Source organism: Rahnella bruchi (assembly GCF_003614975.1).
Taxonomy (GTDB): domain Bacteria; phylum Pseudomonadota; class Gammaproteobacteria; order Enterobacterales; family Enterobacteriaceae; genus Rahnella; species Rahnella bruchi.
This window is the reverse complement of record NZ_QZWI01000003.1, coordinates 185,360-206,181: the sequence shown is the minus strand read 5'-3', so window position 1 is coordinate 206,181 and position 20,822 is coordinate 185,360. Positions and strand designations below refer to the sequence as shown.

The following is a 20,822-nucleotide window of genomic DNA, read 5'->3' as shown; positions in this document are numbered from 1 at the left end:
CAATTAAGTGTTTTTATTTTGCACAAGGGAAAACACCTCCGGCAAAGCCCGCAGGTGTCGGGAGAATTATGCCTGCGCTAACGCATAGGCTTTTTGCGTCGCCGGACGGATTTTCACCCGTTCAAACCAGTTCCGCACGGCCGGAAATTCAGCCAGATCAATTCGCTGACGTTCATGCGCCACCACCCACGGGTAAGTAGCAATATCGGCAATGCTGTAATTCTCGCCTGCGATATACGCATTTTTCTCCAGCTGACGGTTCAGCACCGCATATAACCGCCGGGTTTCCTGAAGGAAACGTTCGATGGCATAAGGCACAGGCTGAGGGGCGTAGTGGGTAAAATGATGATTCTGCCCCAGCATCGGTCCAAATCCCGCAACCTGCCAGGTCAGCCATTCCAGTGTAAGCGTCCGTTCACGCAATTCCGGACTAAGGAATTTGCCGGTTTTTTCTGCCAGATACTGCAAAATTGCGCCAGACTCAAAGACACTGATCGGCGCGCCGCCATCCACGGGCTGATGATCGACAATCGCAGGGATTTTATTGTTGGGAGAAATAGCGAGGAATTCAGGCCGGAATTGCTCTCCGGCGCTCATATCGATCCGATACAGCCGGTATGGCAGGCCACTCTCTTCAAGGAAAAGAGAAATTTTATGGCCGTTGGGCGTGGGTGCGTAATAGAGATCGATCATATTGCCTCCTGCGTTGTTGTAATCAGACTCCGCGACTTGCGGGGCGGGATGGGTCAATGGGGAATTGTTAATCACAAACTTTTTATCATGACTTATAGGTTATCATAATGCATATGAATGACTGTCTATGTCAGAGTTGTCTGATGGCGAACTTTGTGGGCTAACATAACTTTTACGTAGTATGAACGCACCCATAGCTATTGAAGCGACCCAGCAGACCCAGATAGAATCTCCGGACATTATCGACGTGTTGCAAAATCACAGCGCACAGACTTATTGCGCATAGACCAGCGCTTAAAAGAGAAGGTTCCAGCGGATGTCAGAACAAGAGCAAAACATCAGTACGGATGAATGGGTTGATATCGTCAACGAAGATAACGAAGTCATTGCCCAGGCCAGCCGACAACAAATGCGCGCTCAGGTCCTGCGTCACCGTGCCAGCTATATCGTGGTTCACGATGGCATGGGAAATATTTTGATTCAGCGCCGCACTGAAACTAAAGATTTCTACCCGGGCTGGCTGGATGCAACAGCCGGTGGCGTGGTGCAAAGTGGTGAAAATATTCTGGACTCTGCGCGTCGTGAAGCCGAAGAAGAGTTAGGAATTGCCGGTGTACCTTTTGCCGAGCATGGTCAGTTCTACTTCGAAGAAGAGAATAAATGTCGCGTCTGGGGTGCCCTGTTCAGTTGCGTATCCCACGGTCCGTTCGCCTTGCAGGAAGAAGAAATTGATGCTGTACGCTGGATGACGCCGGAAGAGATCACTGCACGCTGTGATGAGTTCACGCCAGATTCACTTAAAGCCCTGTCATTATGGATGACGCGCAATAACGAGAAAGAACACGGCAAGCCACTGACGCGTGAAGCGGCAGCTCCGGCGGATGAAAGTGTGAAAAAGGATGAAGATTCGTCTGCCGAAGACGATATCTGATAAGCATCTCGCGGGCGATATACTATCGCCCGTTGTTTTTTAGCAGCTGTCTCGCTTACACAATGACGATGCAATCGTCACCTCTTCCCATTCCTCGTCATTAATCCTTGCCAGTAACGCCTGTGCCGCGCGCACGCCGATTTCTTTATGCGGAATAGCAATGGTGGTCAGCGGTGGCTGACAGACTTTGCTGACGTCTGAATTGCCAAAACCGACCACAGCCAGATCGTCCGGCACTTTGATTCTTCTGCGTTGGCATTCGTACAGCGCGCCGCAGGCCAGATCGTCAGACACACAAACCAGTGCGTCGAGTTCAGGCCAGGCCAGCAGAAATTCAGGCAGTTGCTGGGCTCCGGTAGAAAAACAGGCAGGCTCGGCGGCGTTAATTACCCGGTGCGGCGACATATGCGCTTTCAGCATCGCTTTACGCCAGCCCTGCAAATGCTGCTGGAAAATCCACTGTTCCTGATTGGCGCAAAGCATGCCGATATTCTGATAACCCTTTGATACCACAGTCTGCGTCAGCTGAAACATCGCTTCGACGTAATCAATACCGATATTCATATCGATGGGCGAATCGGTCAGCGCACCGATTTCCAACACCGGAATGGTCAGATTATCCAGCCATTGCCGGACATTCGCGGAATGCTCGACGGAAAGCAAAATAGCCGCCGCCAGATTGTAGGACAGCAGCGTTTCCAGCAGCTTTTCCTCACGCTCCATGCGGTGCTGGGATTCGGCCAGCATGATCTGGTATCCCGCCGGTTGCAGCACTTTTTGTAATCCGGCAAACATCTCCGCGCAACCGGATTCCGACAGGCTGGGCACAATCATCGCAATGGTATTAGACGAGGCAGAAGCCAGCGAACTCGCGGCCTGATTGGGCAGATAACCCAGCTGACTGACAGCTTCTTCGATTTTTTCCCGCAGCTTGTCGGAAACTTGCTCCGGTGTTCGCAACGCGCGGGAAACGGTCATGCTGCCTACGCCTGCCAGCTGGGCGACATCCGCCAGCGTGACTCTTCCGGTACTGCGTCTTTTCTTGTTAATGGACATTCACGATCCTGACCTTAACTGCGCATCTTGCGCACAATGTATACCTGTTGGCATAACGAAAAAAGCGGGCCGCAGCAGGACCGGCATAACGGGAACTACGGCAGAATTCGGTAAATTATCGGCAAATTCCAGACAAAGTATACCGTTATTTGCGCGAACCGCTGGCCGGTGATACCGCAGTGCGATTATTTTTGATAGCGCTATCACAGATCTCAATGATAGAAGTTTGGTAGCGCTATCTTTGTGAGATGTATCACGGATGTTAACGCTACCGCTGAAGTAGAGTCTGGATCGTTGGTGCGGTCTGGGGGAAATTTGACCGGCCATCTTCAAAATAAAACGGAGCATCACTATGCTGAATGATTGGCTGACCTCTGAACGAATTCAGATCAGAACGGATATCACGGACTGGCGGCAGGCAGTGGAAGTGAGCGCTGAGCCACTGCTGAAAGAAGGGACAATTACCCAGGATTACCTGACGGCAATTTTTGCGCAGCGAGAAAAACTGGGGCCGTATTTTGTTCTGGCACCGGGCATAGCAATGCCGCATGCCAGACCGGAAGAGGGAGCAAAGGGACTGGGATTATCGCTGCTGACGTTACCGCAGGGGGTGAAATTTAATTCTGAGGATAACGATCCAGTTTATACCGTCGTCATGTTATCCGCGCCCGATAAGCACAGTCATATTGAGCTGATTTCTGAGCTGGCCGAATTATTTTCCAGCGATGAAGATATGCAAAAAATCCATCAGGCTAAAACTATTAGTGAAATACAGGAAGTGGTTTCCCGCTATTAATTTGAGTTATTGCAGCAACCGGGTAAATCATTTCAATCAGAGAATTATAAACAATCAGTGGCCCGGATTCGGGCAACTGATACGCTATGTTACGCTTTCAAAACAGATAATGAACAGGTGAATAAAATGAAAATTATGGCGATTTGTGGTTCCGGTTTAGGCAGCAGCTTTATGGTTGAAATGAATATTAAAAAAGTGCTGAAGAAATTGAATATTCAGGCGGATGTTCAGCACTCCGATTTGTCTTCTGCCATTCCCGGTGAAGCCGACCTGTTCGTGATGGCGAAAGACATCGCCGCCAGCGCAAGCATCCCGGATAATCAGTTAGTTGTTATCACTAACATTATCGATATTAATGAACTTGAAACCAAACTGATTGCGCATTTTGAAAAACACCCAGTGTCCTGACGGCACTGAATAACCCTACAAATAAAACAAATAGACAAACGAGGTGGATATGTTTATCCAGGAAACGCTCAAGTTTGTGGTTGATATATTAAAAGTGCCTTCCGTACTGGTGGGGCTCATCGCATTAATCGGCCTGGTGGCACAGAAGAAAAACTTTTCTGATGTGGTCAAAGGCACGGTCAAAACAATACTGGGTTTTTTAGTATTGGGCGGTGGTGCCACGGTATTAGTGGGCTCTCTTAATCCCTTAGGCGGTATGTTTGAACACGCCTTTAATATTCAGGGTATTATTCCTAATAACGAAGCCATTGTTTCCATTGCGCTGGAGAAATTCGGTGCGCCGACCGCTTTAATTATGGCGTTTGGTATGGTGGCAAACCTGATTGTAGCGCGTTTCACCCGGCTGAAATATGTCTTCCTGACCGGACATCACACGTTCTACATGGCCTGTATGATCAGCGTCATTTTGACTGTGGCGGGTTTCGAAGGCGTTGCTCTGGTCTTCACCGGTTCACTGACGCTCGGTCTTATCATGGCGTTCTTCCCGGCGCTGGCGCAGCGTTATATGCGTAAAATTACCGGCAGCGACGACGTGGCTTTCGGCCATTTCGGCACCATCGGTTACGTTTTATCCGGTTGGATCGGCAGTAAGGTCGGCAAAGGTTCACGTTCTACTGAAGAAATGAATCTGCCGAAAAACCTGAGCTTCCTGCGTGACAGCTCCATTTCTATCTCCCTCACCATGATCATTATTTATCTGATTATGGCGGTGTTTGCCGGTCAGGTCTTTGTTGAGGCGACTTACAGCGCGGGCCAGAACTACCTGGTGTACGCCATCATCATGGCCATTACCTTCGCGGCGGGGGTGTTCATCATTCTGCAAGGTGTGCGTCTGATCCTGGCTGAAATCGTTCCGGCGTTCGTCGGCTTCTCTGAAAAACTGGTGCCTAATGCCCGTCCAGCGCTGGACTGCCCGGTCGTTTATCCTTACGCACCGAACGCCGTGCTGATTGGTTTCCTGTTCAGCTTCCTCGGCGGTCTGGTCGGTCTGTTCCTGTTAGGGCAGATGCATCTGGTGCTGATCCTGCCGGGCGTGGTGCCGCACTTCTTTACGGGTGCAACGGCGGGTGTCTTCGGTAATGCGACCGGCGGACGTCGTGGCGCGATGGTCGGTGCGTTTGCTAACGGTGTGCTCATTACCTTCCTGCCGGTTCTGCTGCTGCCGGTGCTCGGTGCGCTGGGCTTTGCCAACGCGACGTTCTCCGACGCAGACTTCGGCGTTATCGGCATCCTGTTGGGTAATCTGGCGCGCTTCATGTCGAAGGAAGGCATCATGGCACTGATCGTCGGTATCTTCGCGGTACTGGTCGCCTGGAACTACCTCGGCAAAAAACCGGTGGCTGAGAAAGAAGTCACTGAGAAGTAATTCTGTATCACTACGTTTGTTAACTCCATCCGGGAAACACTGTCCTGCCTGTTAGAAATAACAGGCCAGGATAAGTGCTCACTAAAATAAGGACCCATGAAGATGAAAGATGTCCAGGAGGTTCGTGATCTGGCCCGCCATATCCGCATAGAGACGCTGAAAATGCTGACCGGTCTGGGATTCGGGCACTATGGCGGCAGTATGTCAGTAGTGGAAACGCTGGCTGTTCTGTACGGCGATGTGATGCGTATCGACCCGAAAAGTCCAGACTGGCAGGATCGCGATTATTTCGTGCTGTCCAAAGGTCATGCGGGACCGGCGCTGTATGCGACGCTGGCGCTGAAAGGCTATTTTCCGGTCAGTGAACTGCAAACGCTGAACCAGAATGGCACAAAATTGCCGAGCCATCCGGACAGGCTGCGCACGACAGGTGTCGATGCCACAACCGGATCCCTCGGGCAGGGCGTCTCCATCGCCGCAGGCATGGCGCTTTCGCACAAACTTGGCGGTCGCACCAACCGTGTATTTTGCATTCTTGGCGACGGTGAACTCAACGAAGGCCAGTGCTGGGAAGCCTTCCAGTTTATTGCGCATCACAACCTGCACAACCTGACGTTGTTCATCGACTACAACAAACAACAGCTCGACGGCACGCTGGATGAAGTGATTAAACCGTTCGATCTGGCCGGAAAATTCAGTGCGTTTGGTTTCGATGTTCAGACTATTAAAGGCGATGACATTGTAGCGATAAGCGAGGCGGTGACGCCGGTTCGTCACGCCGAACAGCGTCCGCTGGTGGTGATCCTCGACAGCATCAAAGGGCAGGGCGTGAGGTATCTCGAACAACTGGCGAACTCGCACCATCTGCGTTTAACGCCGGATGTGAAACTGGAAATCGAAAATGCGATCGCTGAGCTGGAGGCCACCCATGTTTGAAGTCTCTCTGGAATTACAAAAAGACGCGGTAGAAATGCGTAAGGTTTATGCGAATACCGTGCGGGAAAAGATTGTAGAAAACACGCCGATCATCGCGCTGGAAGCGGATCTGATGAGTTCAATGGCAATGGACGGTGTGCATAAAGATCATCCCGACCATGTAATTAACTGCGGCATTATGGAAGCCAACGTTATCGGTGTGGCTGCGGGCTTATCGCTGACCGGCCGCGTGCCGTTTGTGCATACTTTTACAGCTTTCGCCAGCCGCCGCTGTTTCGATCAGCTATTTATGTCGCTGGATTACCAGAAGAATAACGTAAAGATTATCGCCTCTGATGCGGGTGTCAGCGCCTGTCATAACGGCGGTACGCATATGTCATTTGAGGATATGGGCATTGTGCGCGGACTGGCGAATTCCGTGGTGATGGAAGTGACGGATGCGGTGATGTTCCGCAATATCCTGTTGCAGCTGATGGATTTAAAAGGTTTTTACTGGGTGCGTACCATCCGCAAACAAGCCACGCAGGTTTATCAGGAAGGTTCGACGTTCACCATCGGCAAAGCCAATGTGTTGCGCGACGGAACCGACGTGACCCTGATTGCCAACGGCATTATGGTCGCTGAAGCGCTGAAAGCGGCAGAAATGCTGGAACGAGAAGGCGTGAGTGCGGCGGTCATCGACATGTTTACCCTCAAGCCGATTGATAAAGACATCATCATTAAATACGCCGAAAAAACCGGCAAAATTGTGACCTGTGAAAACCACAGTATTCATAACGGACTGGGTTCGGCGGTCGCCGAAGTGCTGGTGGAGAATCAGCCGGTGCCGATGCGCCGCGTTGGTGTGAAAGAGCGTTATGGTCAGGTAGGGACGCAGGAGTTTTTACAGCAGGAATATGGCCTGACGGCTGAACATATTCTGGAAGCCGCAAAAACTTTACTCTGAGTCAGCTGAGACCAAAAAAAACGCCGGACATTATGCCCGGCGTTTTGCGTTCAGTGGCTTTCAGTTCATAAGTTGCGGCTTATTTAGCCGCAACCGCTGCTTCTGCCTGAGCAGACTGAATCGCAGTCAGTGCAACAGTGTAGACGATATCGTCTACCAGTGCGCCACGGGACAGGTCGTTAACCGGTTTACGCATACCCTGCAGCATCGGCCCGATAGAAACCAGATCCGCAGAACGTTGTACCGCTTTGTACGTGGTGTTACCGGTGTTCAGATCCGGGAAGATGAACACGGTCGCTTTACCCGCCACCGGCGAGTTTGGTGCTTTAGATTTTGCAACGTCAGCCATAATCGCGGCGTCGTATTGCAGCGGACCATCAATGATCAGGTCCGGACGTTTTTCCTGTGCCAGACGGGTCGCTTCACGCACTTTCTCAACGTCGCTACCTGCGCCGGAGTTACCGGTTGAGTAGGAGATCATCGCAACGCGTGGTTCGATACCGAATGCGGCTGCGGAATCGGCAGACTGAATCGCGATTTCAGACAGCTGTTCAGCGGTGGGATCCGGGTTGATCGCGCAGTCACCATAAACCAGAACCTGGTCAGGCAGCAGCATGAAGAACACGGAAGAAACCAGTGAGCTGCCCGGAGCGGTTTTGATCAACTGCAACGGTGGACGGATGGTGTTGGCGGTGGTGTGAACCGCGCCTGAAACCAGACCGTCAACGTTACCTTGTTCCAGCATCAGAGTGCCCAGAACCACGTTGTCTTCCAGCTGTTCGCGGGCAACGACTTCAGTCATGCCTTTGCTTTTACGCAACTCAACCAGACGTGCTACATATTCTTCGCGCACAACAACCGGATCAACGATTTCGATGCCTTTACCCAGAGTCACGCCCTGAGCTGCGGCAACGCGTTTGATCTCGTCAGGATTACCCAACAGAACACATTCCGCGATACCACGTTCAGCACACAGTGCTGCCGCTTTCACGGTACGTGGCTCGTCGCCTTCCGGCAGCACGATGCGTTTACCGGCTTTACGGGCCAGTTCGGTCAGCTGATAACGGAACGCTGGCGGAGACAGACGGCGTGAACGCTCGGAATGTGCGCTCAGGGAGTTGATCCAGTCAGCATTGATGTGAGATGCCACGTACTGTTGCAGTTTCTCTACGCGCTGATGGTCATCTGCCGGGACTTCCAGGTTGAAGCTTTGCAGGCTCAGGGAAGTCTGCCAGGTATTGGTTTCTACCATGAAGACTGGCAGGCCGGTCTGGAATGCACGTTCGCACAGGCTGTTGATGCGTTCGTCAATTTCGTAACCGCCGGTCAGCAGGATCGCGCCGATTTCCACGCCATTCATTGCGGCCAGACAGGCTGAAACCAGCACGTCCGGACGGTCAGCGGAAGTCACCAGCAGGGAACCCGGACGGAAATGCTCCAGCATATGAGGAATGCTGCGGGCGCAGAAGGTCACGGATTTCACACGGCGGGTTTTGACGTCGCCTTCGTTGATGATGCGTGCGTTCAGGTGCTTGGCCATGTCGATTGCGCGGGTAGCAATCAGCTCGAAGCTCCACGGAATACAACCCAGAACTGGCAGCGGACTGTTGGCGAACAGCTGAGTCGGATCGATATTTGCCACGCTGGCTTTAGTGGAATCATCAAAGATTTCAGACAGGTCAGGACGGGTACGTCCCTGATCGTCAACCGGCGCGTTCAGTTTGTTGATGATTACGCCGGTGATGTTTTTGTTTTTGCTGCCGCCGAAGCTGGAACGGGCCAGTTCGATACGTTCTTTCAGCTGCGCCGGAGAATCATTGCCCAGCGCCAGAACGAAGACGATTTCAGCGTTCAGGGTTTTAGCGATTTCATAGTTCAGCGCATTGGCGAACTGGTGTTTACGGGTAGGCACTAAACCTTCCACCAACACCACTTCTGCGTCTTTGGTATTTTCGTGGTAACGCGCGATGATTTCTTCCATCAGCACGTCCTGCTGATTGGAGCTCAGCAGCGTTTCAACGTGACTCATTTTCAGCGGTTCAGCTGCGGTCACGGTGGAGTTAGCACGAATGATCGTGGTGGTCTGATCAGGGGCATCTCCGCCAGTACGCGGTTGAGCGATTGGCTTGAAGATGCTCAGGCTGACGCCTTTTTGTTCCATGGCACGGATCACACCGAGGCTGACGCTGGTAAGACCAACGCTGGTGCCTGTTGGGATCAACATAATTGTACGGGACACGGCTAAACCTCTTTATCGGTTGCCAGGCAAGGACATTCGCAGGTTTGTGCAGAGGGGATAATGATCAGCATAAGCGCGATGATTATCCTGCGCGGTGCGTTCAAACGGGCGGCGTTTGCCTATGGGTGAAAAATTGCCCGCATTACGCGGGCAGTCTCAGAATTATGCAGTCAGACGCGCAGCGTCTTGTGCAATCACCAGCTCTTCGTTGGTCGGGATGACCAGAGCGGCGCGGGTGCCTTCTTTGTTGATGGCACCGGATTTGCCGAAGCGTGCAGCCAGGTTGCGTTCGTGGTCAACTTCAAAGCCCAGCAGGCCCAGTTTGTCCAGGGACAGTTCGCGAACCATTGCAGCGTTTTCGCCGATACCGCCGGTGAAGACGATAGCGTCCAGACGGCCTTCCATCAGTGACGTGTAGGCACCGATGTATTTCGCCAGACGGTGGCAGAACACGTCCATTGCGCGTTTTGCGTCAGCTTTGGTCGCGTAGTTGTCTTCAACATAACGGCAATCGCTGGTGACTTCAGTCAGACCCAACAGGCCAGATTCTTTGGTCAGCATTTTGTTGATTTGATCAACGCTCATGCCCAGTGAATCGTGCAGATGGAAGATGATGGCCGGATCGATGTCACCGCTGCGGGTACCCATCACCAGACCTTCCAGCGGGGTCAGCCCCATAGAAGTATCGACACATTTGCCGTTACGGATAGCACTGACAGAACCGCCGTTACCCAGGTGACAAGTGATCAGGTTCACTTCTTCCACTGGTTTGTTCAGCATTTTAGCGGCTTCCTGAGTCACGTAGAAGTGACTGGTACCGTGTGCGCCGTAACGACGGATGTGGTGATCTTTATACAGGCTGTACGGCAGAGCGTAGAGGTAAGACTCTTCCGGCATGGTCTGATGGAAAGCGGTGTCGAAAACGGCAACGTTTTTATCAGCCAGTTTAGGGAAGGATTTCAGCGCTTCGTCGATACCGATCAGGTGGGCCGGGTTATGCAGTGGCGCAAACGGGATAGATTCTTTGATACCTTCGATGACCGCGTCGGTGATAAGCATGGACTTGGTCAGCTTTTCGCCGCCATGAACGATGCGGTGGCCGATTGCAACCAGCTCTGCGGACAGCTCAGGTTTTTGGCTCAGAATGTTGTTAACGATGTATTTCAGTGCTTCGCTGTGTGCGGCACCCGCACCTAAAGCGGCTTCTTCTTTGCCACCGTCCATTTTCCATTTAATGCGCGCTTCTGGCAGATGGAAACATTCGGCTAAACCTGAAATGTGCTCTTCGCCGTTTGCTGCATCAATGATGGCAAACTTAAGGGAAGAACTACCACAGTTAAGAACCAGTACAAGCTTACTCGACATGGAAGTACCTATTTATTGTTGGTGCTGTTTAAGAAAAACAATACACGTGGTTAATAAATCGTCAATCTGACATCAAGCGTAGCGCATAATGGCGGTGACAATTATGATTAACATCATGCCGGAGAGCCAAAACCGGCATGACGATGAAAAAGCTGGAGAATCGCCGGGCTCTGTTTTTTTAAGCCCTCTGATAACTGAGAAATAATCTGTGCGTGGGCACAAAGTGTCCCGGTTAAGCGTCTTCAGGATGTTACTAATCAGTAAAATCACTAACAAAAAATACAATAACTAATTACAAAACCACTCTGAGCAAGGCACTATGCTTAATGTAGGGAGCAAACATTGCAATTTACCGTTTGTACCCCAACTTTATTATGATGTCGTTGCCTGAGAGGGTTGCGAGGCTGCGATAGAATACCGACAGTGTCAGCAAAAACAAAATATATTTTATCGTGGTAAACTCCAGTTTATGTTTTACAACTATTTTTTAAATTTTATACGTGAAGTTGAGGTGCAAATATGACGAGTAAGCCAACAGGCTCCGTAAGCTGGTTCCAGATCTTCCAGCGCGGACAGCATTACATGAAGACATGGCCGTCAGACAAGCGCCTGGCTCCGATGTTTCCGGAGAACCGCATCTCCACGGCTACCCGTTTTGCCGTGCGTATTATGCCGCCGGTGGCCGTCTTCACCCTGACGTGGCAAATTGCCCTGGGCGGGCAGCTTGGGCTGGCGGTGGCCACGGCGATTTTTGCCTGTAGTTTGCCAATGCAGGGATTGTGGTGGCTCGGTCGCCGTTCGGTGACGCCATTGCCGCCCGCTTTACTCGGCTGGTTCCATGACGTGCGCAATAAGCTTGCTGAAGCAGGGCAGGCGCTGGCACCGATTGAGGGTACCCCGACCTATCAGTCTTTAGCTGACGTGCTCAAACGCGCGTTTAAGCAACTCGATAAAACATTTTTAGACGATCTGTAATCCCGATTTCCTCACTGACCCTGTCAGCCATCATCTATAGTCTTTCATGAGTTGCATCTCACCGGAGGAAAATCCCCTCCGGTGATTATTTCAGATGAGATCCCGATTCAAATCAAAGAATGGTGTGCTTGCGATTTCGCAGAACTTTGCGCTATGCCATGCTTTGCTCATTATGCAGACATGAGGATTTTCACGATGGAAATGACTAACGCTCAACGCCTGATTTTGTCGAATCAATACAAAATGATGACCATGCTGGATCCCGATAACGCAGAACGTTATCGCCGTTTACAGACGGTAATTGAACGCGGTTTTGGTTTGCAAATGCGCGAGCTGGACAGAGATTTTGGCGAGTTGCCGGAAGAAACCTGTCGGACAGTGATTAATATTATGGAAATGCACCATGCCATGCAGGTGTCGTGGACCAATCTGAAAGACACGCAGGATTTGGATCGCCGCCGTATCGATTTCCTCGGTTTCGATGCTGCCACTGAATCCCGTTATTTAAGCTATGTTCGCTTCATGGTGAACACCGAAGGACGTTACACTGACTTCGATGCCGGCACGCATGGCTTTAACTCACAGACCAAAATGTGGGATAAATACCAACGTATGCTGGCGGTGTGGCAATCATGTCCCCGTCAGTACCATCTGAGTGCGGTAGAGATCGCGCAAATCATTAATGCTTGATGTGAAATAACCAAAGGGGAATTGCCTGTGGAGTGCAAAGGTTTCTTGTTCGACCTTGATGGGACGTTAGTGGATTCATTACCGGCAGTTGAGCGTTCATGGATTAACTGGGCGCTCAGTTGGGGAGTTGATCCTCAGGATGTTCTGGCGTTCATTCACGGCAAACAGGCGATTACTTCCTTACGTCATTTCATGGAAGGGGAGAGCGAAGAAACGATTCAGAAAGAGTTTCTTAAACTGGAACAAATTGAAGCGACGGATACCGAAGGTGTTACCGCGCTTCCCGGCGCGCATTTGCTGTTAAGCGAACTCAATCGCCAGAACATTCCCTGGGCGATTGTGACCTCCGGTTCAATGCCTGTCGCCAGCGCCCGTCATAAAGCGGCGCATCTGCCTGAGCCAGAAGTATTTATTACAGCCGAACAGGTAAAAAATGGTAAACCGCAACCGGATGCGTATTTACTGGGTGCCGAACGTTTAGGTCTGGCACCGGAAGATTGCGTGGTCGTTGAAGACGCCGCTGCGGGCGTGATGGCCGGTCTGGCTGCGGGCTGCAAAGTCATTGCTGTTAACGCACCTGACGACACACCAGGAATTGAAAACGTGGATTTCGACCTGTCGACGCTGGAAATTTTGCTGGTCAGCAGTTCTGACGACGGTGTGAAAGTCAGCCTGCGTTAAGTACAGAAAAAACACAATTTCCTTCTTTAAATTGATATAAACCTCGCCTGTGCGGGGTTTTTTTATGCCATTCTGATATCCGTCCTGCCTCTCAATCTCAACGCAAACGGAGTGTGTTTTGACCGGTGAATTACTTTGGGTAGTCACGTTACTTGTTATTGCTATGGTGTTGTTCGCACGCAATACGCTGCGAATGGATATCGTGGCCTTGCTGGTGATCATCGCTTTCGTCCTGAGCGGCACGCTGACCATCAATGAAGCGCTGGCCGGATTCAGTGATCCCAACGTTATTCTGATTGCCGCCCTGTTTGTCGTTGGACACGGTCTGGTCAGAACCGGCGTGGCCTATCAGGTGGGCGACTGGCTGATGAAAGTCGCCGGTAACAGTGAAACCCGCATGCTGGTTTTGCTGATGCTCACAGTCGCCGGTCTCGGAGCTTTCATGAGTTCCACCGGCGTGGTTGCGATTTTCATTCCTGTTGTCATCAGCGTTTCTGCCCGCATGAAAACCTCTCCCGCACGCCTGATGATGCCACTGAGTTTTGCCGGACTCATCAGCGGCATGATGACGCTGGTGGCGACACCGCCCAATATGGTGGTCAATAGTGAGCTGTTGCGTGAAGGATTCGACGGTTTTGGTTTTTTTGGCGTGACACCGGTCGGGCTGGTCGTATTGATCATGGGCGTCGGCTATATGCTGATCGCCCGTCGCTGGCTCTCATCCGATAATGCTTTGCAGGATAAACACCGCTGGAAACGGCGGACTTTCCGCGATTTGATCCGCGACTATCGTCTGACCGGTCGGGCGCGAAGGGTGACTGTGCGCCCCGGCTCTCCGCTGGTCGGGCGAACACTGGATGATTTACACCTGCGTTCACGTTATGGTGCAAATGTGGTGGGCATCGAACGCTGGCGTAAGTTTCGTCGTGTCATGGTCAGCGCGACGGGGAATACCGAACTGTTTGCCCGAGACGTTTTACTGCTCGATATGTCTGATTCCGGTATAACGTTCCGGCAGTTTTGTACCGAGGAAATGCTGGAGCCGATGGTATTGCGCGGGGAATATTTCTCAGATCAGTCACGTGACGTCGGTATGGCAGAAGTGTCATTAATCCCTGATTCTGAATTACTGGGTAAGACCCTGCGGGATGTGGCATTCCGCTCAGCCTACGGTCTGAACGTGGTGGGCATTCGCCGTCAGGGTGAGGCGCTGGAAGGCAGACTGGTTGATGAAGAATTACAGCTCGGGGATATGTTGCTGGTGATTGGCGACTGGAAACTTATCCGCCAGCTTCAGCAACAGATGCATGATTTCATCGTGCTGAATCTTCCCGCCGAAGTGGACGAAGTTGCGCCTGCGCTGAGTCAGGCTCCGCATGCGCTGTTTTGTCTGGCCCTGATGGTGGCGTTGATGCTCACTGACGACGTGCCCAATGCTATTGCTGCCATTATCGCCTGCATTCTGATGGGGAAATTTCGCTGCATCACGATGGAAGGCGCTTACAGAGCCATTCACTGGCCAAGCCTGTTGCTGATTATCGGGATGATGCCGTTTGCGCTTGCACTGCAAAAAACCGGCGGTGTGGCGCTGATTGTGAAGGGGCTAATGGAAGTCAGCGGCGGTCACGGTCCGTATATGATGCTGCTGAGTTTATTCATTCTCTGCGCGGGCATCGGGCTGTTTATTTCTAATACAGCCACTGCGGTGCTAATGGCGCCGATTGCTATTGCAGCGGCGCATCAGATGGGCGTCTCACCTTACCCGTTCACCATGATCATCGCGATTGCCGCGTCCGCTGCCTTTATGACACCTGTCTCGTCACCGGTGAACACGCTGGTGATGGTGCCGGGTAATTATAAATTCGGCGACTTTATCCGCATCGGTGTACCGTTCACATTGCTGGTGATGGTCGTCAGCGTGTTTCTGGTGCCGGTACTTTTCCCGTTCTGATCAGAGCGGGGAGTCGAGGCTGATTTCATCCAGCGACAGGCTGAAGCTCGGAATAAAGACTTCCATAAAATAGTCCATTTCCGGGCTTTGTCTGTCTGCCAGCGTCTTCTCGAGACGGGCTTTTGCCAGCTTGAATTCATTATTCCCTGCGGACAATTCTTCCAGGCATTTCAGGTAGGCGCAAAGTGCATCCGCCTGTTTGACCGTCAGCTTTTCCTCTTCAGTGTAATAATGCTCGTCAATCAGCGGGCGGAAATCTTCCTGCAATTCCTTCGGCAGCATTTCAATCAGTTTTTGCTGAGCAATTTTTTCGATCTTTTTATATTCATGAGCAATTTGCGGATTGTAATACTTGATGGGGGTTGGCATATCACCGGTCAGCACTTCACTGGCATCGTGGTACATCGCCAGCAGGGCAACCCGTTCAGCACTCAGATTGCCATTAAATTTGCGGTTCTTAATGACGGCTAACGCATGTGCCACAAAGGCAACCTGCAGGCTGTGCTCAGAGACATTCTCTGTACGGACATTGCGCATCAGCGGCCAGCGGCTGATCAGTTTGAGGCGGGAAAGATGGGCGAAAAAATGGCTCTGATTCATAGCACTCTCAATAACAACGGTGAATGAGCGTCCATTGTGAGCAGTGCGGGGCAGTGATGTAAATAGGCGAAAGAGAAAAGGGCGCAGCTGTTTATGCTGCGCCCTGAAGATTACTGGCGGTAGGTCTCGAGGAAACGGCCCAGTTTGTTTACGGCCATTTCCAGTTCGTCCACACGCGGCAGCGTGACGATGCGAACGTGATCCGGATACGGCCAGTTGAATGCCGAGCCCTGAACCAGCAGAACCTTTTGCTGCAACAACAGGTCGAGCACCATTTTCTGGTCGTCATGGATGTTAAAACGCTTGGCATCAATACGCGGGAACATATACAGCGCGCCTTTAGGTTTCACGCAGGAAACCCCCGGGATTTGATTGATCAGTTCCCATGCACGGTCACGCTGCTCAACCAGACGTCCGCCCGGCTGAATAAACTCGCTGATGCTCTGGTATCCGCCCAGCGCGGTCTGAATGGCATGTTGCATCGGCACGTTGGCACACAGACGCATCGAGGCCAGCATTTCCAGACCTTCGATATAGCCTTTCGCATGTTTCTTCGGCCCGTTAAGGACCATCCAACCCTGACGGAAACCGGCAACACGGTAAGTTTTTGACAGGCCGTTAAAAGTCACAGTCAGCAGATCCGGTGCCAGTGTAGCGATAGAGATATGCTGGGCTTCGTCATAAAGAATTTTGTCGTAAATTTCGTCAGCGAAGATGATCAGGTTGTGTTCGCGGGCGATGTCCACAATCTGCATCAGCAATTCTTTGCTGTAGACCGCACCCGTCGGGTTGTTCGGGTTGATGATCACAATGCCACGGGTGTGCGGGGTGATTTTGTCACGAATATCGGCGATATCCGGGAACCAGTCTGCACCTTCGTCACACAGGTAATGCACCGCATTACCGCCGGAAAGTGAAACGGCCGCTGTCCACAAAGGATAATCCGGTGCAGGCACCAGCATTTCGTCACCCGTGTTCAGTAATGCCTGCATAGACTGAACGATCAACTCAGAAACACCGTTGCCGATATAGATATCTTCAACCGTGATGTCCCGCATATCACGTGCCTGATAATGCTGCATGATGGCTTTACGTGCAGAAAACAGACCTTTGGAATCACAGTAGCCCTGCGCCGTAGGCAGGTTACGGATAACGTCGACCAGAATTTCATCTGGTGCTTCAAATCCGAATGGCGCCGGGTTGCCGATGTTCAGTTTGAGGACTTTGTTGCCTTCTTCTTCAAGGCGTTTTGCTTCTTTAAGCACCGGGCCGCGAATGTCGTAACAGACGTTGTCCAGTTTGTGGGATTTTTCAATCGGGGACATGTAAATGAGAGCCTTTTCAGTAAAGCCTGTTCTTCCCTGGCGACGAGCGGCCGCAGAGCAGTGCGAATGGCACAATTTACTCCCCGACAGAGGGCATGAGAAGGGCTATGCACCGTTTTGGTGAAAAACAGCAGTAAAGACAGTTCAGGTGGGTTTTTAGCAAAGTAATCGAATCACTGAATAGTGTTTAATTCTTCCGTTGTCATATTTAGCGTTTTTATATTCCGCAAAAGTACGCTTTATAATCAATAAATTCACTGTTTTTGCTGCTCCCATCTCCCGATGAGGCAATCCCTTAAGTGCGAGTTTTGAACAGAACATCATGAAAACTTACCAAAGCTCGACAAATTCTGAAAAAAAATCTGGCAGACTCGGTTTATTGATAATAATTCTTAACCAGAATTAGTTTTATTTCGTTAATGTTTAATAATTAATGCTGGATAGATGATCATGTTATAAATGATTTCATGATCCTAATTGTTTAAAGTATATAAACGTTTTAGAAGCATATATTTTAATTTGTCAGCATAAACAAAATTTGAAGAAACGAGAAAAATCTTAATCATGCTTTAACTATGTCCGTGCTAACCCATTCAGTTATTCACGTGACTCAATGAATTTGTTGAATTATATTTTAACTGGCTCGTTTCATTAATTAATTTAGCTTATGTTTTATGATGCACGGCATTACAGGGATTTTTGACACTTCAGACAGAAGGCGCACGCGGGCGGGTTATGGAATGGTTCAGCGGGGCAGACTATATTAATTAAGATGCTCTAATCATTTAGCCTTTATGTGGATTTATTGTGCGCAAAGTTAATGCCCGGATGCTTACAATGATGAAAACTTTCATGCACAAATATTTCTCAATTTAGCTTATCAAATGAGTGAGTATCCGTCATATCTGGTATTCTGCTTTTTGCGGGTACTTTGACGCACCATCAGGGTAGCTTGTTATTAGATTCTATAAAGTGAAGAAAAACTATGACAATTGCAAATCGTCCAATCCTCAATCTCGACCTTGACCTGTTGAGGACATTTGTAGCTGTTGCTGATTTAAATACGTTCGCTGCGGCTGCTGCTGCTGTGTGTCGTACTCAGTCGGCGGTAAGCCAACAGATGCAACGTCTAGAACAACTCGTTGGAAAAGAACTGTTTGCCAGACATGGACGCAATAAATTATTAACTGAACATGGTATTCAGTTATTGGGGTACGCACGCAAAATCCTTCGTTTTAATGATGAAGCCTGCACCTCTTTGATGTACAGCAATGTTCAGGGCGGGATAACGATTGGTGCGTCAGACGATACAGCTGACACCATTTTGCCTTTCCTGCTCAGCCGGGTGACGTCGATCTATCCTAAGTTATCGATTGATGTCCGCGTTAAACGCAGTCCTTTCATGTTATCGATGCTTGAAAGTGAGGAAGTGGATTTGGCCATCACCACGATGACCAATACCGACCATCCACATATCGTACTGCGTACTTCGCCAACGCTTTGGTACTGTTCAGCGGATTTTGCTTATCCTTCCGGGGACAGCGTGCCACTGGTAGTGCTTGATGAACCAAGCCCTTATCGTTTAATGGCGACTGAGTATCTTAATCAGGCGGGGATCCCATGGCGCATTGCCTATGTAGCGTCTACATTGTCGGCCATTCGTGCGGCGGTGCGGGCCGGGTTAGGCGTGACTGCGCGACCTATCGAAATGATGAGTCCGGAATTACGAGTTCTGGGTGAACAGGATGGTTTACCAAGGCTGCCTGACACGCAATATGTGCTGTACAAAAATGCGCGTTGTGAAAATGAATTGGCCATGGCGATTTTCAATGCCGTTGAGCAAGGTAATGATCCTTATTCGCTGAGTGCTTATGGTCCGCGTCCTGTAGTGGATGATGATCAGGAGTTCCTGGCAGATTCCCAAAACTAAGATTTCCCTCAGCTTTACCTTCCGCCTCCGATCCTCGAGGCGGGGGTAAAGGCTTCTACCTCTTTTGGGGTGTAATAGTTATACTTTTAGTGCTTCCGTTTACTATTTCTTGTAAAGCTCGCCTTTTTTGCCCTTATCGTTTCCCGTTCCTTGTAAAACCTCTTGTCCGCAGCATTCCGCAACCACAATTTCGCGACTAACTGGCGAAAAAATCAGCACTTTTCAAAGTTAAAAAAAAGCATCAAATTTTTCCGTAAATCGCTTGTCGTTTTTTGAAAATCAACAAAACTTGTTAAAAGTGTGTCTTTTTATCTATCAAAATTGACAGATCTCTGACACAGATCAAAAAAATAACCCTATTAAGAGAGTGGAAGCGGTGCCTATTCCTGCGACAATAGGAAAGTTCGAAAGATGTCATAACTCCCATCAGAGGCGCATGCTTTATCACAGTATTTTACTGACACGATTTAGCTTAAGTACTGGCGCATGATATGTTAATTAAATGCTAAGCATGTAAACTAATGTGGAGTTACTTTTGTCAAAGTTGACAAAAGGTTATAGAAAAGGGTAAAAAGCCCACAACAAATCACTGGCTTAATGCCTTGTTGAGCCGTGAACTGTGTGGTTTTTAATCCTTCCCTTGAATCGATGTGGTGCGCAAACTGCCGACCTTACAGAGCAGATGCCAAAGTGCCACTTTTGATGAGTAAGCAATGAGTATGTCAACAGCCACTGAAGTCATCGCTCAACACTGGGCGTTCGCCGTTTTTCTTATCGTCGCAATGGGGCTTTGTTGCCTGATGTTACTGGGTGCCGCGTTTCTTGGCGGGAGAGCCCGGGCGCGTTACAAAAACACGCCTTTTGAATCAGGTATCGCCTCTGTCGGCACAGCCAGACTGCGTTTGTCCGCAAAGTTCTATCTGGTCGCCATGTTTTTCGTCATTTTCGACGTTGAAGCCTTGTATCTCTATGCATGGTCAACATCTATTCGCGAAAGCGGCTGGACCGGATTTGTTGAAGCCACCATTTTCATTTTGGTACTGCTGGCTGGTTTGTTCTATCTGGTGCGTATTGGCGCGCTCGACTGGACACCAACACGTTCGAAAGGACCTGTTAAACCAAGCCCGGCTATTAATACCAACAGTCACCCTCAGTAAGCAGTCATAGAGAGGCATTAAGATGGACTATACGCTCACCCGCATAGACCCGGACGGTGAGAACGACCGTTACCCCCTGCAATCTCAGGAGGTCGTCGGCGATCCTCTTCAGGAACAGGTTAAACGCAGCGTCTTCATGGGAAATCTCCAGGAATCACTGCATGGCATGGTGAACTGGGGTCGTAAAAATTCCCTTTGGCCGTATAACTTCGGCCTTTCATGCTGTTACGTGGAAATGGTGACGTCATTCACTGCGGTGCATGACGTTGCGCGTTTTGGCGCAGAAGTTCTGCGTGCTTCACCACGTCAGGCTGACTTTATGGTAGTAGCTGGAACCTGCTTCACCAAAATGGCTCCGGTTATTCAGCGTTTGTATGATCAGATGCTGGAACCAAAATGGGTCATTTCGATGGGTGCCTGTGCGAATTCCGGCGGTATGTACGATATTTATTCTGTCGTTCAGGGCGTGGATAAATTCCTGCCTGTCGACGTGTACATCCCGGGATGCCCGCCGCGTCCGGAAGCCTATATGCAGGCTCTGTTACTGCTGCAGGAATCCATCGGCAAAGAACGTCGCCCATTGTCATGGGTTGTTGGCGATCAGGGTGTTTACCGCGCGAATATGCAGTCTGAAAAAGAGCGTAAACGTGCTGAGCGTATTGCCGTGACAAATCTGCGTTCGCCGGACGAGATTTAACACTGCGGTCTGAGAGTCAA

The 20,822-nt window shown here is 50.4% G+C and carries 19 protein-coding genes; 13 read left to right on the top strand and 6 right to left on the bottom strand.

Annotation, left to right across the window (positions count from 1 at the left end; translation table 11 throughout):
• Window positions 1-66: 66 nt before the first annotated feature.
• Window positions 67-693, bottom strand: a complete 627-nt coding sequence (yfcG, locus tag D5398_RS08095; RefSeq protein ID WP_120507144.1) for a GSH-dependent disulfide bond oxidoreductase — start codon at window positions 691-693, stop codon at window positions 67-69.
• A gap of 316 nt (window positions 694-1,009) precedes the next feature.
• On the opposite strand from yfcG, the gene yfcD reads away from it, so the two are divergent.
• A complete protein-coding gene (gene yfcD, locus D5398_RS08090) occupies window positions 1,010-1,624 on the top strand; it encodes an NUDIX hydrolase YfcD (protein WP_120507143.1) in 615 nt (204 codons plus the stop codon).
• 39 nt (window positions 1,625-1,663) lie between these two features.
• Here yfcD and D5398_RS08085 read toward each other — a convergent pair whose 3' ends face one another.
• Window positions 1,664-2,680 carry a LacI family DNA-binding transcriptional regulator gene (locus D5398_RS08085; protein WP_120507142.1) on the bottom strand — a complete coding sequence of 339 codons (1,017 nt, stop codon included), beginning with the start codon at window positions 2,678-2,680 and terminating at the stop codon, window positions 1,664-1,666.
• 352 nt (window positions 2,681-3,032) lie between these two features.
• Between D5398_RS08085 and D5398_RS08080 the strand changes: the two genes are divergently transcribed.
• From D5398_RS08080 to D5398_RS08060, 5 genes are all read left to right on the top strand, one after another.
• Window positions 3,033-3,476, top strand: a complete 444-nt coding sequence (locus tag D5398_RS08080; protein WP_120507141.1) for a PTS sugar transporter subunit IIA — start codon at window positions 3,033-3,035, stop codon at window positions 3,474-3,476.
• Between the two features lie 126 nt (window positions 3,477-3,602).
• Window positions 3,603-3,884 carry a PTS sugar transporter subunit IIB gene (locus D5398_RS08075; RefSeq protein WP_120507440.1) on the top strand — a complete coding sequence of 94 codons (282 nt, stop codon included), beginning with the start codon at window positions 3,603-3,605 and terminating at the stop codon, window positions 3,882-3,884.
• 49 nt (window positions 3,885-3,933) lie between these two features.
• The gene (locus tag D5398_RS08070) at window positions 3,934-5,310 is read left to right on the top strand and encodes a PTS ascorbate transporter subunit IIC (RefSeq protein ID WP_112289907.1); all 1,377 of its coding nucleotides are present in this window, start codon (window positions 3,934-3,936) and stop codon (window positions 5,308-5,310) included.
• A 102-nt stretch (window positions 5,311-5,412) separates the two neighbouring features.
• Entirely contained in the window at window positions 5,413-6,246 is an 834-nt protein-coding gene (locus tag D5398_RS08065; RefSeq protein WP_120507140.1) for a transketolase, read from the top strand.
• Window positions 6,239-7,192 (top strand): transketolase family protein, encoded by a 954-nt coding sequence (locus D5398_RS08060; RefSeq protein WP_120507139.1) that lies wholly within the window; start codon window positions 6,239-6,241, stop codon window positions 7,190-7,192. Before D5398_RS08065 ends, D5398_RS08060 begins: the two co-directional genes overlap by 8 nt.
• Window positions 7,193-7,271: 79 nt before the next feature.
• Here D5398_RS08060 and pta read toward each other — a convergent pair whose 3' ends face one another.
• On the bottom strand, window positions 7,272-9,416 hold the full coding sequence (pta, locus tag D5398_RS08055; RefSeq protein ID WP_208645928.1) for a phosphate acetyltransferase: 2,145 nt from the start codon (window positions 9,414-9,416) through the stop codon (window positions 7,272-7,274).
• 177 nt (window positions 9,417-9,593) lie between these two features.
• Window positions 9,594-10,796 (bottom strand): acetate kinase, encoded by a 1,203-nt coding sequence (gene ackA, locus D5398_RS08050; protein WP_120507137.1) that lies wholly within the window; start codon window positions 10,794-10,796, stop codon window positions 9,594-9,596.
• Between the two features lie 519 nt (window positions 10,797-11,315).
• On the opposite strand from ackA, the gene yfbV reads away from it, so the two are divergent.
• From yfbV to D5398_RS08025, 4 genes are all read left to right on the top strand, one after another.
• Complete coding sequence (yfbV, locus tag D5398_RS08040) at window positions 11,316-11,771, top strand: terminus macrodomain insulation protein YfbV (RefSeq protein WP_120507136.1); 456 nt, start codon at window positions 11,316-11,318, stop codon at window positions 11,769-11,771.
• A 195-nt stretch (window positions 11,772-11,966) separates the two neighbouring features.
• Window positions 11,967-12,461: a YfbU family protein gene (locus D5398_RS08035; RefSeq protein ID WP_013574583.1), complete on the top strand. Its 495-nt coding sequence runs from the start codon at window positions 11,967-11,969 to the stop codon at window positions 12,459-12,461.
• 27 nt (window positions 12,462-12,488) lie between these two features.
• A complete protein-coding gene (locus D5398_RS08030; protein WP_120507135.1) occupies window positions 12,489-13,142 on the top strand; it encodes a sugar phosphatase in 654 nt (217 codons plus the stop codon).
• A gap of 118 nt (window positions 13,143-13,260) precedes the next feature.
• Window positions 13,261-15,093, top strand: a complete 1,833-nt coding sequence (locus D5398_RS08025) for an SLC13 family permease (RefSeq protein ID WP_120507134.1) — start codon at window positions 13,261-13,263, stop codon at window positions 15,091-15,093.
• Here D5398_RS08025 and yfbR read toward each other — a convergent pair whose 3' ends face one another.
• The gene (yfbR, locus tag D5398_RS08020) at window positions 15,094-15,693 is read right to left on the bottom strand and encodes a 5'-deoxynucleotidase (protein ID WP_120507133.1); all 600 of its coding nucleotides are present in this window, start codon (window positions 15,691-15,693) and stop codon (window positions 15,094-15,096) included. It lies immediately after the preceding gene.
• Between the two features lie 110 nt (window positions 15,694-15,803).
• Window positions 15,804-17,018, bottom strand: coding sequence for a pyridoxal phosphate-dependent aminotransferase (locus D5398_RS08015; RefSeq protein WP_120507132.1), 1,215 nt, complete (start codon window positions 17,016-17,018; stop codon window positions 15,804-15,806).
• Window positions 17,019-18,003: 985 nt separating this feature from the next.
• Here D5398_RS08015 and lrhA point away from each other — a divergent pair.
• The 3 genes from lrhA (at window position 18,004) to D5398_RS08000 (ending at window position 20,802) form a co-directional block, all read left to right on the top strand.
• Entirely contained in the window at window positions 18,004-18,948 is a 945-nt protein-coding gene (gene lrhA / locus D5398_RS08010; protein WP_120507131.1) for a transcriptional regulator LrhA, read from the top strand.
• A 713-nt stretch (window positions 18,949-19,661) separates the two neighbouring features.
• Window positions 19,662-20,105: an NADH-quinone oxidoreductase subunit A gene (locus D5398_RS08005; protein WP_015696460.1), complete on the top strand. Its 444-nt coding sequence runs from the start codon at window positions 19,662-19,664 to the stop codon at window positions 20,103-20,105.
• Between the two features lie 22 nt (window positions 20,106-20,127).
• Entirely contained in the window at window positions 20,128-20,802 is a 675-nt protein-coding gene (locus D5398_RS08000) for a NuoB/complex I 20 kDa subunit family protein (protein ID WP_013574590.1), read from the top strand.
• The last annotated feature ends 20 nt before the right edge of the window (window positions 20,803-20,822 follow it).